We start from the raw sequence: 15,291 nt of genomic DNA, 5'->3' as shown, positions 1-15,291 counted from the left end.
ATAACAATTATTTATGAAAGTCAAAATAGATATTAAACAGAAAAGGATGTAAATTGGTAATTATTGAATACTTGCTTGAGATTTATCGTCAGATTTTGAAATTTTTTCAACCTCAACCCACTCAACACTTTTTAACTCTTTAGTTAATGCTATTTTTAACACTTCATCAGCATGTTCAACTGGAGTAATTTTTATATCATCAATAATTTTCTTAGGCATATCAACAAGATCTTTTTCATTTTCTTTAGGAATTATAACTTGTTTTATTCCAGCTCTATGTGCTGCTAATAGTTTTTCTTTTAATCCACCAATTGGCAATACTTGACCTGTTAATGTCACCTCACCTGTCATTGCAACGTCTCTTCTAACAGGGTTATTTGTAATTGCAGATACTATTGAAGTAACCATTCCAATTCCTGCAGATGGTCCATCTTTAGGCGTTGCTCCTTCTGGAACATGAATATGAAAATCTTTTTTTTCAAACAAGGGAGGAATAATTCCATAATCTAAGCTTTTTGATCTAATGAAAGATTTTGCAGCCTTAATAGATTCTTGCATTACTTCTCCTAATTTTCCTGTAATTTGCATTCTACCTTTTCCAGGCATTATAACGGTTTCAATTTTAAGAATTTCCCCACCATATTCAGTCCATGCTAAACCTGTGACAACACCAATTTTATCTTCACTTTCAAGTTCACCAAATTTAAATTTTTGAATTCCTAAATAATCAGGTAAATTTTTTAAATTAATTTTAACTTCTTTTTCTTCGCCAGAAACTACCTTCTTAACAACTTTTCTAGCTACTTTTGAAATTTCTCTTTCTAAGTTTCTTACACCAGACTCTTTTGTATAACTTTGGATAATTTCTTTAATAATATCCTCAGATAAAGTCATTTCTTTTTCTTTAACTCCATTATCTTTAATTTGTTTAGGAAGCAGATACTTATTTGCAATATTAATTTTTTCATCTTCTGTATAACCAGCCAATCTAATTACTTCCATTCTGTCTAATAATGGTGGCAGGATATTTAAAGTATTAGCTGTAGTAACAAACATGACATCAGATAAGTCATAATCAACTTCTAAATAATGATCATTAAATGTAGAATTTTGTTCTGGATCTAATGCTTCCAATAAAGCAGAAGATGGATCACCTCTATAATCATTTCCAATTTTGTCTATTTCATCAAGAAGAATAAGTGGATTTTTTGTACCTGCTTTTTTCATCATTTGAATAATTTTACCAGGTAAAGAACCAATGTAAGTTCTTCTATGACCTCTTATTTCAGCTTCATCTCTCATACCACCAACAGAAACTCTTACAAATTCTCTATTAGTAGCTTTCGCAATAGATTTTCCTAATGATGTTTTACCAACACCTGGAGGACCAACTAAGCATAAAATTGGGCCTTTAATTTTTTCCATTCTTTTTTGGACTGCTAAAAATTCAATAATTCTTTCTTTAACTTTTTCTAAACCAAAATGATCAGCATCCAGAACTGCGAGCGCCTTCTTAAGATCTATATCAACCTGGTCTTTTTTATACCAAGGTAGATCTGTCATCCAATCAAGGTAATTTCTCACAACAGTAGCTTCAGCAGACATTGGACTCATATTTTTTAATTTTTTAAGCTCAGCCATACATTTCTTCTCAACATCTTTTGGCATTTTTGCTTTAATAATTAATTTATTTAAACTTGATGTCTCATCTTTTCCATCTTCAATTTCGCCTAATTCCTTTTGAATAGCTTTAAGTTGCTCATTTAAATAATATTCTCTTTGAGTTTTTTCCATTTGAGTTTTAACTCTACCTCTAATTCTTTTTTCAACTCCTATAATGCTAGTTTCATTTTCCATTATTTTAATTATAGAATTAAGTCTTTTTTTAACATCTATAGTTTCAAAAATTTGTTGTTTCTCTGAAATAGTAGCCGTTAGGTGAGACGCAATATTATCAGCGATGTGTGATGCGTTAGTTAATTTTTTAATATTATTAATTGTTTCACTTGATATTTTTTTATTAATTGAAGTTAGCTTTTCTAGTCTTCTTACAGCAGTCATTGCTAATGGAATTAAGTCTTCATCTTTAGTAACTACGTCATGTTGATGAGCATATTCACAAATAATAAATTTCTCATTATCTTTAAAATCTAAGATTTTTACTCTTTTGTTTCCTTCAACTAAAACTTTTACTGTACCATCTGGTAATTTTAGTAATTGTAAAATATTACCTTCACAACCATACATAAAAACATCAGTTTTTTTGGGATCGTCTATTTCTGAATTTTTTTGCGTAACTAGGACAATTTTTTTGTCCTTTTTCATAACTTCATTTAAGGCAGCAATAGATTTATCTCTGCCCACAAACAAGGGAATAACCATATTTGGAAAAACAACAATGTCTCTTAGCGGTAATAAAGGTCGTTCAATTTTAACATCCATCCTCTGAATATGGAGATTAAATATGATATTGCAATAGCTATTTATTACTTATTAACGTGAGATTAAGCAGCTGAAGTTTTTTCAGTCTTAGTTTTGCTGCTATTTTTTGAATGAACTATGATTGGTTGAGATAGTCCTTTGGCCGCACTAGCGTCTACAATAACTTCCTCCACATTGTCTTGACTTGGAAGATCGTACATTGTTTTTAATAAAATATTTTCTAAGATTGATCTAAGGCCTCTAGCCCCAGTTTTCTTGTTAATTGCTTTTTGTGCAATCTCTTTAATCGCATTTTCTTTAAAGCTTAACTTGGCTCCATCTAGTTTAAATAATTCTTGGTATTGTTTAATTAGTGAGTTTTTTGGTTCTTGTAATATTTTAACTAAAGTTTTTTCATCAAGATCTTCTAATGTCGCTATCATTGGAAGTCTGCCAATAAATTCTGGGATTAAGCCATACTTTAACAAATCTTCAGGTTCTAAAGTTTTCATCCATTCACCTGTTTTTTTATCATCTGTTTTTTTAACATTTGCACCAAATCCAATTGATGTACCTTTATCTCTTTGAGATATTATTTTATCTAAGCCAGCGAATGCTCCCCCACAAATAAATAAAATGTTTGTAGTATCTACTTGTAAAAATTCTTGTTGCGGATGCTTTCTTCCTCCTTGAGGTGGAACACTTGCTACTGTCCCTTCCATAATTTTTAAAAGTGCTTGTTGCACACCCTCTCCAGATACATCTCTAGTAATAGAAGGGTTTTCTGACTTTCTGCTAATCTTATCAACTTCATCTATATATACAATTCCACGTTGTGCTTTTTCAACGTTGTAATCAGCAGCTTGTAATAATTTTAAAATTATATTCTCAACATCTTCACCAACATAACCTGCTTCAGTTAAAGTGGTTGCATCTGCCATTGTAAATGGAACGTCAAGAATTCTTGCTAATGTTTGAGCTAATAAAGTTTTTCCACAACCAGTTGGACCAACTAAAAGAATATTTGATTTTGAAAGTTCAACTGTTTTACTTGTTTTGCTCTCGTAATTAAGTCTTTTATAATGATTATGGACTGCAACTGATAAAACTTTTTTTGCATGAGGTTGTCCAATAACATAATCATCTAATACAGCACAAATTTCTTTTGGTGGTGGTAATCCATCTTGATGTTTAACAAATGTATCTTTGCTTTCTTCTTTGATGATATCCATACATAGCTCAACACACTCATCACATATAAATACAGTTGGACCTGCAATAAGTTTTCTAACTTCATGCTGGCTCTTGCCGCAAAAAGAACAGTAAAGAATATTTTTATTATTTGTTGTCATAAATTTATAAACGAATCAATAAGGATACTTTAATATAGATGACTCATACTAATCAAGTATCAGTTTAGTGGAGTGTCAAGATGTAGTGTATTAAGATCTATTTTCGACTACTGCGTCAATCAAACCAAACTCTTTAGCAGTATCTGGCTTCATAAAGTTATCACGTTCTAGTGCTTTCTTCACATCATCAACTGATTTTCCAGTATGTTTTGAGTAAATTTCATTAAGTCTTTTCTTTAAATCCATAACTTCATTGGCATGAATCTCTATATCAGTTGCTTGTCCTTGAAAACCAGCCGAAGGTTGGTGAACCATAATTCTAGAATTTGGTAAAGAAAATCTTTTACCTTTCTTACCTGCAGCTAATAAAAATGAACCCATTGATGCCGCTTGACCAATACATAAAGTTGAAACATCTGGCTTAATGTATTGCATGGTATCATAAATTCCAAGACCTGCAGTCACTAGTCCTCCGGGACTGTTAATATATAGATTAATTTCTTTTTTTGGATCTTCAGACTCTAAAAATAATAGTTGAGCTGTAACTAAAGATGCGACGTTATCATTTATTGGTCCTACTAAAAAAATAATTCTCTCTTTAAGAAGTCTTGAATAAATATCGTAAGCTCTCTCACCTTTATTTGATTGCTCAACAACCATTGGTACTAGGGTATTCATTTGATCTAATAAGTTTGTTGTCATAAGTTGATTCTCTTACTTATACAACTTGTGATTACTTTTTACTAACTTTTTTTGCTGAAGGTTTTTTAGATGCTGAAGGTTCTAGTTTTTTTTCAATTTTAGCAGGCTTTGAAGCTTTTTTTTCCTCAGGATTATCGTGGTTATGGTCATGGTCATGGTCATGTTCGTGATTATGATCTTGTTTTTGATGTTCTTTTAAAATTTTTTCTGCTTCTTCTTTGCTAATTTCTTTTTTAGATGCTTTCGCTTTAGTTTTTATTAGATCAATAATTTTTTCCTCATACACATTTCCTCTTAAACTAGCTAATGCTGATGGATTTTTTTGGTAAAATTCCATTACCATCTTTTCTTGACCAGGCATCATTCTAAGTTGTTTTTGAACTTCAGCTTGAATTTCCTGTTCAGTTACTTTAATTTTATTTTGTTCACCAAATTCATTTAAGATTAATCCAACTTTTATTCTTTTTTTAGCAATTTCTTCAAAGTTCTTTCTACTTTTTTTAAAATCTTCTTCTGTCATACCTTGTGATAAAATCTTAACTTCTTCTTCAATTAAATTTTCTGGAATTTCATCTACTTTAAAGTTTTCAATTTCCTTCAAGATTTGAGTTTTAACTAATTTATCTAAAGAATTTTTATACTCGTCGTTGATCTGTTTGCTTACTAATGTTTTTAAATCAGCAAGATCTTTTGCACCTAAATTTTTTGCGAAGTCATCATCAATTTTTACCTCTTCTGATTTTTTAACTTCTATAATCTTGCAGACAAAATTAGCTTTTTTATTTGCATATTCTTTTTGTGGATAGTTTTCAGGAAGTGTAACATCAGCAGATTTTTCATCATTTTTCTTAACACCAATTAACTGTTTGTCAAAACCCTTAATAAATAAATCTTTTCCTAAAATTAATTGAGTATTTTTTCCTTCACCACCAGTAAAGTCTTTTCCATCAATTGTTGCTTTGTAATCAAAAATAACCAAATTTTCAACTACTGCTTTAACATCAGCTGCCACTTCTTTAAAATTATTTTGACTTTTGGCTATTTCTTTAATTCTTTTGTCAGTTTCATTTGCATCAATTTTAACTGAATATTCATCATATTTAATATTTTCAACAGACTTAAGCTCGACTTTTGGAAGTTCTGTTACTGACATTACATATTCCAGATCTTTATCCTCACCATAAGTTTTAAGATCAAGCTTAGGTTGTCCGGCTGGTTTAATTTTATTATCTTCTAAAGCTTTAACTGAAGTGTCTTTAAGAACTTTATCAAGCACTTCACTAAAAATTGCTTGACCAAATTGTCTTTTTAAAATTTCTTTAGGAACTTTTCCAGGTCTAAAACCTTTTAAGTTAACAGTATTTTTAATTTCTTCATATTTTTCATCCATATAAGAGTTCATAGTTTTTTTATCTATGAAAACTTTAATGTCTTTATTTAAACCTTTTTTATTTTCTACTGTAACTTTCATAATTTTTTCAACTTGTTGGTAGGCGAAAAAGGACTCGAACCTTCACATCTTTCAATACTGGTTCCTAAGACCAGCGCGTCTACCAATTCCGCCATTCGCCCACAATTCTTGTGGCTTTATATAGGATAGATTCTATTTGTCCAATGAGAATAATTATGAAATATAATAATATTCAATTATATTAACTAAAAATTTAAAAAAATGATTGTTTCTCCATGTATAAGTATATGTAAAACAGATCCTCAAACTGGATACTGTTATGGTTGTGGTAGAAATAATGAGGAGAAAAAGATGTGGAAATTAGAAGATACATCAGATGTATGGAAAAAATCTAATCTAACTGATATCCAGGCAAGACTGAGTGGCTGGCAATTAAAAAGTTTTAAAAAGTCTTATAATCATAAAATTGAAAATGGAATTTCTCTTTATAAAAAAAATTTAGTTAAATGAACAAAACAACAATAGCAACTATACTTTATATACTTGGTATCTTAATTGGTGCTCTTTTTTTAAAAGTTTGGGGTGCAGAAACATCATTTATAAAAACTATTTCAATATTTGTATGGACAATTATTTTCTTAATCTCACTATTTTATGCAGATAAAAATGAGAAAAAATAGTTTTAGTATTAATTTTTTGATAATTTTAACATTTTTACTTAATTTTCAAACAGTAGTTTTTTCAGAAATAATGCTTTTGACTGGATGCAAAAATTTAAATGATAGCTTTATTAAAAATGAATACATCTTAGATTTAGAAAAATCTTTAATGATTAGAAACTATGTTTATGACAACAAAACATATAAAAAACATAAAAGAACTGACTTAAGTATAAAGAAAGACAACACCTTAGAAAGATTTGTTTATGAGGATAAAAATCTAATCTTTACAGATAGAATTGGTTACCCACAATTTTACACTCAACTAGTTTTTGAAAAAAATAACCCCATAATTAACATTAAAACTGTAATTAACGGTGAAGAAGCTATTTCGAAAGTATCAACTTGCAATAATGTAGAGCTTTTTGAAAAAGAAAGTTAAGACTTTTTATTTATAACACTAGTCTTGTGGGTTTTGATAACAAAATTTAATTTTTTTGCTCCAAATTTAGTATTTGTGATATTACTTCGGTGCTTTGCATAAGCTTGCTTTTGGGCTAACTTCATTGCTTTTTTTGATGACATTTAATTAGTTTATATTTTTTAAAAATTTTGTCGAGCAAGAATATTAAAATTTTTATCTGCTATGATTAGTTCTCCAGAAGAAGATGTAATATTTAGCACTTCTTGAATTGTTACATAATGTGTAACTAACACTAAATTATTATCACCGCTCCATTCATTAATGTATTCTTTTAAATCTTTTATTTGTTTGTTCTTATTGCTTGAAAATTTTTCACTAAAAAATGAATTTAAAAAACTTTTTGTTTCATATTTGTTAAAAGCATATTGTGCTGTTTGCTTACATCTACACCACTCACTTGATAACACCTTGTCAATTTTAATATTGTTTTCTAAAAAAAACTTTCCAATATTTTTAGATTGTGCAATACCTTCTTTGCTTAAATTTCGTTGAGTTTCACATCTTAATATATCAAAATCTACCGGATCACCTCCACCAGGTGCAACTGCATGTCTTATAAATATTAATTTTTCACCTTCTTTTAATAAATTTTGTATTTTATCATTTGAATTTGCTTTTACTGAAATATTGAAAGATAAAAGTATTAATAAAAAAAATTTTATAAGTTTCATATATGAGTATAAAATTCAAAAAGTTAAATAATTCAATAGTTAAATGTAAAAGTTGCCCTAGATTAATTAAATTTAGTAAAAAAATTTCTATAGAGAAAAGAAAACAAAATATCAACGAAACTTATTGGGCTAAACCAGTCACAGGATTTGGTGATATTGATGCTAAACTATTAATTGTAGGTTTGGCGCCAGCAGCACACGGAGGAACTAGGACAGGCAGAGCTTTTACTGGAGATAAATCGGGAGATTTCCTATTTAATTGCTTATTTAAAGCTAACATAACAAATATATCCACCTCTATCCATATAGATGATGGGCTAAAATTAAATAAAACTTATATTACAAATATTCTAAAATGTGTACCACCCGAAGATAAACCTTTAAATGATGAATTATCTAACTGTTCAACCTTTTTTAAAAATGAACTGTTGTTGTTAAAAAATTTAAGAGTCATCATAGCACTTGGTAAGGTTTCATTTGATAATTGTATAAAATTTTATAAAAAAAGTTATAATTTTAACAAAAAATTACCCTTCATACATGGTGCAAAATATATATTGCCTGATAATAAAATCCTAATTCCCAGTTATCATCCTAGCCCAAGGAATGTTAATAGAAAAATAATTGATACACAAAAAATGGTGAGCTTACTTAAGAAGGCTAAGAAAATTATTTAATTTTTATACTGTCACAAAAATAGGGTTTAAGATCTTTAAAAATAACTTCTGGAACTTTTGTAGGTTTTCCATCTTTATCTATAAAAACTAAATGCACTTTTGCCTCAACAATTAATTCGTCGTCTCTAGAAATAAATTGTGACATAAAAAAAGAAGTCTTTGCAACAGATTTAACAAAGGACCTAATTTTTAACTTGTCTTCAAGATAAGATGGTTTTTTGTACTCAATGTTACAAGATTTAACAACAATTAAGGCTCCATAATCTTCTTTAATTTTTTTATTATTAAAACCAATTGTAAACAATGCTTCAGTTCTTGCTCTTTCAAGAAACTTTAAATAATTTGCATAATAAACAACACCACCGGCATCTGTGTCTTCATAATAAACCTTTATATTGTGAAAAAAATTTTCGTGCATAAATTTATATTATCAAAAATAAATATTTTAACATCAAACTAAGATATAATATAACAATGAAAGTTTATATTATTTGGCTTTTAGGTGTAATTGCCTGGAATTTTCTAGTTCCTAATGCTGCACCCATTGAAGATGTAATTGTGGCTGTAATTTTATCTTTTTTAAGTATTGGTCTTAAAAAAGTATTTAAATAATCTTATTTAGCTGAAAAATAAATATCCTGATAATAAGATATAGCCTTTAATTTAGAATTATCAGTATCAGTCATTATAGCAATACCCGAAATTTCGGTAACATCAATTTTATGAAGTTTCTTGAAATCTTTTTGCACATTTGCTTTAACGGTAACCCATGTATTTTTGTTATCTTTTGTTGTCGAGAGAACATAATCAATAGATTTTTTTGTATATGGGCTTGGCCAATTTTTTCCGACATCGTTATTACTAGAAAAAACATAATTAATTGCCCTGTTAGATAGTGGAGTGGAACCTGTTTTCTTTATAACAAAAACTCTAGCAGCATAATCGTGCCCTTTTTTACTAGTTTCTATAATGCCAGATAAATCTTTCTCAACTTTCCATGTAATATTAATAAAAGGAGTTTTATTTAGGTCAATTTTAATTTCTTTTCCTAGACCTGACCCAACACCTTCAGCTTCTGCTCTGATAAAATTACCATTTTCATTAGATCCAAGTGTCCAGCTGGTCTTTCCTTTAACCTTTTTAACTTTTAATGTGTTTAACTCATCGTTAGTAAAATCAAAAACATTAATATTTTCAGCTAACAGAGGTTTTATTATTAAAAATAAACATCCAAATAATATTAAAAAAAATTTCATCTAATTGAGGGTATATCTAAATTAAATTTTAAAACAATATTTGAACACACTTTAAGCAATAAATTATCAATATTGGATACTAGATATATATAATGAAATTAATTTCTGTATTTGTTTTGTTGATATATTGGTCCATAATTCTATTGGCACCAGTTATTTCTAAAGAAAATAAGTCTCTTAATGCAGAAACTAGAGTGTTAGTTAATAAGTAGATCGACCACCACTAATATCAAAAACAGCTGCTGTTGAAAATGAGTTTTCCTCTGATGCTAACCAACAAATTAATGAAGTAAATTCTTCAATCTCTAAAAATCTACCTCTAGGTACCTTAGAAAGCATTCTAGCAACATGCTCTTTTGACATTTGATCAAGAATTCTTGTTTTTGCACCAGCTGGAGTAACTGCGTTTACAGCTATATTCTTATCAGCTAGTTCTTTACCTAAAGATTTAGTTAAACCAATTGCCCCTGCTTTAGCTGAGCTGTAAGCGCTAGCTTTAGCATTTCCATCTTTACCAGCTACAGATGCAACATTGATAATTCTACCATAATTATTTTTAATCATATTAGGCACAACGCACTTGCAGCAATTAAAGGTACCCATTAAGTTTATCTGTATTATTTTATTCCACTCTTCAACGTCATAGTCCCATAGAGTGGATGTCGAACCTGTAATACCCGCATTATTAATTAAAATATCAATGTTTGTAGATTTTGTTGTTTCATCAACAGTTTCTTTAACATTTTTATAATTAGAAACATCGACAACGTTATAAGACAGATTTGGATTGTTTAACTCTTGAGTTGCTTTTTTAAGTTCCTTTTCATCAATATCCCAAATAATAGTTTTAACTCCTGAGTTTAAAAATCTTTTCGCTATATCAAGACCAAAACCTTGCGCCCCTCCTGTGATAATTGCTGTTCTATTATTTAAATCAAACTGATGCATAGGTTTATTTACTAGCTAAAAGATAATAAGTTAAAGATGAAATAAATGCTCCAATGATCCAAGAATAAGAATGGAAGCTCATTAAACTTTCATTCCAAATTGTTGAGGCTGCAAAAACAAAACCTAAAACTAATGAGTAGATCGCTTTTAAATGCCAACCATTAGAATAAAAATATATGCCCTTCTCATCTAAAGAGAAGATCTCATTATTATTTAAGTTTGTTTTTTTTAATAAATAATAATCAACAATCATAACACCAAACAATGGACCAAAAAAAGAACCAAGAGTATCTACAAATGCTAATATTCCAATCTGACTTAATAATGGTAACCAAAGTATACCAACAATAAAACCAATAATAGTAATAACAATGGCAGATTTTTTTAAATTAAGTGTTTGAGGAAAAGAATTCAGTAATGAGTTTTGAGCTGGGATATAATTTGCTATTAAATTTGTTGATGCGGATGCAAAAACTATAAAAAATAAGACAATCACAGTTAACTCTAAATTATCAATTTTCCCAATAATATCTGTAGGGTTTGTTAAAATCCTTTCCATGAGTTCTAAATTTTTGTTAAGGAAAATATCTGATCCAATCACTATAAAAACTGCAAAAAAAGAAAAGATTATCAAATTTAATATTAAGCTTAAGTTTCCTTTTTTTAACTCACTCTCATTTTTTACATATCTACTAAAGTCACCGTAGTTAACTATGACTACTGAAAAATAAGCAAATAAAGTTGCTGCCACAGTAATCAATGGTGCAATATTATTACTATTTAAAATATTTTGTATTGAAAAAATATCAGCAAATGCAGCAGATGTAACTTTAACATCATAAAGAAAGACTGTTAAAAAAAATATGAGCATTCCTGAATAAACGGTAATCGCAGAAACTTTAATTATAAGTCTATTAAACTGATGGCTTTTACTAAATAAAAAAGCTTGTAATAAAATTGCAAAAATAAATGCTATCCAATCAATTAAATTTAAGCCAAAAACAAATACTAAAAATATATCCTGATCTAAGAGTGAATTTTCAATAGAGTATAATGTTATTCTAATTAAGTAGCTAAAAAGTTTTGATAAAAAATATGTTTGAATTCCAAACATGAAAATTCCAACCAGTCCTCTTAATAGAGCAAAATATTTAGCTCCTTTTATTCCAATCGAGGTTCTTAGGATTACTGGAAAAGGAAGTCCATATTTTTGAGATGGTTTACCAATCAAATTTGCAAAGAAATAAACAAATATTGAAGCAATTAAACATCCAGTTAAAACTACAAAAACATTTAATTCATAAACTAAATAAAGTGAAGCAATTAAAGAAAAGGCGATCAAACTTTGGATATTGTTTGCCCAAAAATAAAACAGGTCTTTCCAATTCCAATTTTTATCGTTTGGATTAACCGCGACTAATTCCCAATTAATTAGAGTATTTTTTGATTTGATCTGATTCACTAAAACTATAATAAACTAATAAGTTCTACTGTCCATATAGATAGCTTGGTAGCCATAAAGCAATTTGTGGAAATACTATAATTAAAATTAAACCAATAACTTGAATAACCATAAACTGCATCATTCCATGATAGATATCTTTAAGGTCCCATTCTGGAACCACACCTTTTAAAAAATAAGCTGATAGAGCAACAGGTGGTGAAAGCCAGGCGGTCTGAAGATTAACTGCAACAAGGATTGCAAACCATGTTAAATTAAAACCAAGTGCCTCAACTAATGGCAGTATAATTGGCACTATAATCATAACAATTGGTACCCACTCTAAAGGCCATCCTAAAAGAAAAATCATAACCATAATCATTCCAAGAATTAAATATCTATTCATCTCTAAGCCAAGCAAGAAATCAGTTAAAAGCATCGGTGTTCCTAGTCTTGAAAATACCGCACCAAAGAAATTTGATGCTGCAACTAAAACCATTATTAATGCAGAAATTTCTAAAGTTTTAACTAAAGCTTCTTGTAAACGTCCAAATGTTAATTTTCTATAAGCTATAGCTAGCAATAAAGAACCCATTGCACCACAACCAGCTGCCTCTGTTGGAGTAGCAAAACCAAATAAAATACTTCCAAGTGAAGCAAAAACTAAGGCTGCTGGTGGAACTAAACCAATAAAAAATTCTTTCCAAACAGCTAACATACTAGTGGCTCTTAACTCGACTGGCAGTACTGGTCCTAAACTTGGATCAATCCAACATCTAATAGTTGTATAGGCAGCATAAAGTGTTGCTAGTAATATTCCTGGAATAATCGCTGCAGCAAATAAATCTGTAACTGGTATTTCCATTATTGGTCCCATTACTACAAGCATAATGCTTGGTGGAATTAAGATACCCAGAGTTCCTCCAGCTGTAATAGTTCCAGCTGCTAATCGAACGTTGTAACCAGATTTGTTCATAGATTTAGCAGCCATTATTCCTAAAATTGTTACTGATGCCCCAACAATTCCTGTTGCTGCTGCAAAAATAACCGAAACAAATAGTACTGCGTAATATAAAGAGCCTCTTACTTTGGCTAACATTAATTGAAATGCTGAAAATAATCTTTCCATTAATCCAGCTTGCTCCATCATTATTCCCATAAAGACAAAGAGTGGAACTGCAGCAAGAGTTTGTTCTGTCATGACCATTGAAAATTGCAAGGTCATTAAATAAAATACTAATTTGCCAAATCCTAAATATCCAAAAGAAAAACCTAAAAATATTAAAGTAAATGAAATTGGAAAACCTACAAATATAGAAAACAGCATTACACCAATAAGAATAAATCCTAAAATAGCTGGATCCATGAATTCAGCTAACATTATTCTTCTCCTCCTGGCCACACACCTTTAGTAGCCGCCCAATAACTCTTAAATAATTCTGAAACTCCCTGAATAAGCAAAAATACTATTCCTAACCATAAAGAAGATTTTATGGGCCACATGTACGGCATCCAAGCAGTGTCCATGCCTCTTTCACCTCTCATAATTGATTCCTGAACAAAGCCAGTAGTCATATATAAAAAGACAATTAAACCCGGAAAATAAAATAATAAGTATAACCAAAAGTCTACTCTACCTTGGGTTTTAGTCTTAAAATTTCTATATAAAAAATCTGCTCTTATATGAACTCCTTTTGATAAAGCATAACCAGCGCCTAGCATAAATAATGCGCCATAAAAAAATCTACTCATATCGTACACCCACATTGTTGGGGCATTAAAAAGTTTTCTAGCCAAAACCTCATACACCATTGCAAATATCAGGGGTATGATAATCCAACAAACCACGTTGCCGACACACTTGTTGGCATAATCAATTTTTGTAATAGTTAATGCCATCCATTTAGGCATGTCTTTAGGCATTGGACCTGAACCACCTCTTCTTTCAGCAATCATTTCATCTGAAATATCAAGCTTCATAGGATTGATTTCTTCTTTTGGTTTTTTGGAGTCGTGGTTTCTTGGCATAAATAAATTCTCTAAAAAAAAGAAGCGAGCCGTTAAGCCCGCTTCAATTGTAATTATCTTTTATCTAAATACTACTTTAATGTTGCTGCGTGAGCCATTCCTAGCTTAGCATTAGACATTTGAGATCCAGACCAAAAAGGTACAGCGATATCGGCAAAGTCTTTTTGAGACTGCCAAACTTTAGCAAAGAACGGATTCTTAGCTGAGTTTTTTTCTAAAGCTGCTTTTGCTGCAGCCATATACGCTGGGAAGTAGTCAGCTGGTGTATCATGTAAAATAACACCATGCTTCGTAGTTAGCTCATGTAAAGCTTTTCCATTTTCGTATATTCTGTAACTCATTGATTTTGATAAAGATGCATTTGCAGCAACTTCTAAAGCTTTCTTCTCTAAAGCAGACATCTTTTTGTACTTAGAGCCTGTAATATAGAAGTCAGCATTTACTACTACTTGGTGAAGACCTTGTAGGTAGTAATGTTTTAGAACTTTCTGGAAACCAAATGTCATATCCGGCTTAGGACAACACCATTCAGCAGCATCAATTGTTCCTGCTTCAAGAGCTGGTAAAATATCTCCACCACCCATTGCAACAGAAGCTACACCAATATCTTTATAAGTTTGGCCAGGAATTCCCGGAGGAGTTCTAAACTTGTACTTTCTAAAGTCAGCCATGCTATTAATTGGCTCTTTGAACCAACCTAAAGCTTCAGGCCCTACTGGTTGTAACATAAATCCTTTGATGTCTCTTCCCATCTCAGTCCATAGTTGGTCGTAAAGTTCTTTACCACCTCCATATTGGAACCAAGATAAAAAAGCGATGTTATCGATACCAACACCTGCACCTGCTACTGGCGAACCAAATAACATAGCTGCTGGGTGATCGCCTGACCAATAGTGAGTCCAAGCAAAACCACAATCAATTAATCCTTTATCAACTGCATCTAAAGTCTCTTTTACACCTACTACTGATCCAGCTGGCATAATTTCGAACTTAAGTGATCCACCCGTAAGTTCAGTAACTGTATCAGTGAAGTCTTTCAACATCACCACTTCATCAGCTTTTGCACTAATTACGGTTTGACACTTAAGAGTTTGCGCAGATGCACCTGTTACTGTCATTACAGTAAGTAGAAGCGATCCAACAAACAATGATATGATTTTTTTCATATTTATTTTCCCTCTCGTTGTGTTTTTTATAAAAAAAGAACTCTCTCAAATAAACAAATCTAAAACAAGAGTTAA

At 30.3% G+C, this 15,291-nt stretch carries 18 protein-coding genes and 1 tRNA gene; 5 read left to right on the top strand and 14 right to left on the bottom strand.

The genetic code is table 11. The features are described from left to right. Nucleotides 1-60: 60 nt before the first annotated feature. From lon to ABXT48_RS02865, 5 genes are all read right to left on the bottom strand, one after another. Nucleotides 61-2,442, bottom strand: a complete 2,382-nt coding sequence (gene lon, locus ABXT48_RS02885) for an endopeptidase La (RefSeq protein WP_415303287.1) — start codon at nt 2,440-2,442, stop codon at nt 61-63. A 62-nt stretch (nt 2,443-2,504) separates the two neighbouring features. Next, a complete protein-coding gene (gene clpX, locus ABXT48_RS02880; protein WP_415286976.1) occupies nt 2,505-3,773 on the bottom strand; it encodes an ATP-dependent Clp protease ATP-binding subunit ClpX in 1,269 nt (422 codons plus the stop codon). Between the two features lie 90 nt (nt 3,774-3,863). Next, nucleotides 3,864-4,475, bottom strand: coding sequence for an ATP-dependent Clp endopeptidase proteolytic subunit ClpP (clpP, locus tag ABXT48_RS02875; protein WP_415272313.1), 612 nt, complete (start codon nt 4,473-4,475; stop codon nt 3,864-3,866). A gap of 31 nt (nt 4,476-4,506) precedes the next feature. After that, the gene (gene tig / locus ABXT48_RS02870; protein ID WP_415303285.1) at nt 4,507-5,946 is read right to left on the bottom strand and encodes a trigger factor; all 1,440 of its coding nucleotides are present in this window, start codon (nt 5,944-5,946) and stop codon (nt 4,507-4,509) included. A 16-nt stretch (nt 5,947-5,962) separates the two neighbouring features. Then, nucleotides 5,963-6,047 (bottom strand) — tRNA-Leu (locus tag ABXT48_RS02865). Nucleotides 6,048-6,147: 100 nt separating this feature from the next. Here ABXT48_RS02865 and ABXT48_RS02860 point away from each other — a divergent pair. Genes ABXT48_RS02860 through ABXT48_RS02850 form a run of 3 tightly spaced genes read left to right on the top strand, consistent with a single transcriptional unit; the run spans nt 6,148 to nt 6,987 of the window. Further along, nucleotides 6,148-6,396, top strand: a complete 249-nt coding sequence (locus ABXT48_RS02860) for a DUF1289 domain-containing protein (protein WP_415303283.1) — start codon at nt 6,148-6,150, stop codon at nt 6,394-6,396. Further along, nucleotides 6,393-6,566, top strand: a complete 174-nt coding sequence (locus ABXT48_RS02855; protein ID WP_415286973.1) for a hypothetical protein — start codon at nt 6,393-6,395, stop codon at nt 6,564-6,566. The genes ABXT48_RS02860 and ABXT48_RS02855 overlap by 4 nt, the downstream gene beginning before the upstream one ends. Beyond that, nucleotides 6,553-6,987, top strand: a complete 435-nt coding sequence (locus ABXT48_RS02850; protein ID WP_415286972.1) for a hypothetical protein — start codon at nt 6,553-6,555, stop codon at nt 6,985-6,987. Before ABXT48_RS02855 ends, ABXT48_RS02850 begins: the two co-directional genes overlap by 14 nt. Here ABXT48_RS02850 and ABXT48_RS02845 read toward each other — a convergent pair. Continuing rightward, a complete protein-coding gene (locus ABXT48_RS02845; protein ID WP_415286971.1) occupies nt 6,984-7,130 on the bottom strand; it encodes a hypothetical protein in 147 nt (48 codons plus the stop codon). The genes ABXT48_RS02850 and ABXT48_RS02845 overlap by 4 nt on opposite strands. Nucleotides 7,131-7,148: 18 nt before the next feature. Then, nucleotides 7,149-7,700 (bottom strand): histidine phosphatase family protein, encoded by a 552-nt coding sequence (locus tag ABXT48_RS02840; RefSeq protein WP_415286970.1) that lies wholly within the window; start codon nt 7,698-7,700, stop codon nt 7,149-7,151. Nucleotides 7,701-7,702: 2 nt separating this feature from the next. On the opposite strand from ABXT48_RS02840, the gene ABXT48_RS02835 reads away from it, so the two are divergent. Then, nucleotides 7,703-8,377 (top strand): uracil-DNA glycosylase, encoded by a 675-nt coding sequence (locus ABXT48_RS02835; protein WP_415303281.1) that lies wholly within the window; start codon nt 7,703-7,705, stop codon nt 8,375-8,377. Here ABXT48_RS02835 and ABXT48_RS02830 read toward each other — a convergent pair. Then, nucleotides 8,370-8,795, bottom strand: a complete 426-nt coding sequence (locus ABXT48_RS02830) for a YbgC/FadM family acyl-CoA thioesterase (protein WP_415303279.1) — start codon at nt 8,793-8,795, stop codon at nt 8,370-8,372. The two genes, ABXT48_RS02835 and ABXT48_RS02830, sit on opposite strands and share 8 nt — an antisense overlap. 56 nt (nt 8,796-8,851) lie before the next feature. Between ABXT48_RS02830 and ABXT48_RS02825 the strand changes: the two genes are divergently transcribed. Next, nucleotides 8,852-8,989 (top strand): hypothetical protein, encoded by a 138-nt coding sequence (locus tag ABXT48_RS02825; RefSeq protein ID WP_415286967.1) that lies wholly within the window; start codon nt 8,852-8,854, stop codon nt 8,987-8,989. 2 nt (nt 8,990-8,991) lie between these two features. Here the strand turns inward: ABXT48_RS02825 and ABXT48_RS02820 are convergent, their stop codons facing one another. The 6 genes from ABXT48_RS02820 to ABXT48_RS02795 all read right to left on the bottom strand — a co-directional run bounded on the left by ABXT48_RS02820 (nt 8,992) and on the right by ABXT48_RS02795 (nt 15,216). Continuing rightward, entirely contained in the window at nt 8,992-9,633 is a 642-nt protein-coding gene (locus tag ABXT48_RS02820; RefSeq protein WP_415286966.1) for a DUF3047 domain-containing protein, read from the bottom strand. Between the two features lie 201 nt (nt 9,634-9,834). Further along, nucleotides 9,835-10,581, bottom strand: a complete 747-nt coding sequence (locus ABXT48_RS02815) for an SDR family NAD(P)-dependent oxidoreductase (RefSeq protein ID WP_415286965.1) — start codon at nt 10,579-10,581, stop codon at nt 9,835-9,837. A gap of 4 nt (nt 10,582-10,585) precedes the next feature. Next, entirely contained in the window at nt 10,586-12,043 is a 1,458-nt protein-coding gene (locus ABXT48_RS02810) for a cytosine permease (RefSeq protein WP_415286964.1), read from the bottom strand. 25 nt (nt 12,044-12,068) lie between these two features. Next, complete coding sequence (locus tag ABXT48_RS02805) at nt 12,069-13,403, bottom strand: TRAP transporter large permease (RefSeq protein ID WP_415286963.1); 1,335 nt, start codon at nt 13,401-13,403, stop codon at nt 12,069-12,071. Beyond that, nucleotides 13,403-14,050 (bottom strand): TRAP transporter small permease subunit, encoded by a 648-nt coding sequence (locus tag ABXT48_RS02800; RefSeq protein WP_415286962.1) that lies wholly within the window; start codon nt 14,048-14,050, stop codon nt 13,403-13,405. The genes ABXT48_RS02805 and ABXT48_RS02800 overlap by 1 nt, the downstream gene beginning before the upstream one ends. 71 nt (nt 14,051-14,121) lie before the next feature. After that, nucleotides 14,122-15,216: a TRAP transporter substrate-binding protein gene (locus tag ABXT48_RS02795; protein ID WP_415286961.1), complete on the bottom strand. Its 1,095-nt coding sequence runs from the start codon at nt 15,214-15,216 to the stop codon at nt 14,122-14,124. Nucleotides 15,217-15,291: the final 75 nt, after the last annotated feature.

It is taken from the genome of Candidatus Pelagibacter sp. Uisw_101, from assembly GCF_047727615.1.
In the GTDB taxonomy this organism is placed as follows: Bacteria; Pseudomonadota; Alphaproteobacteria; order Pelagibacterales; family Pelagibacteraceae; genus Pelagibacter.
Note: the sequence above shows the minus strand (reverse complement) of the source record. Positions and strands in the feature narration are given on the sequence as shown.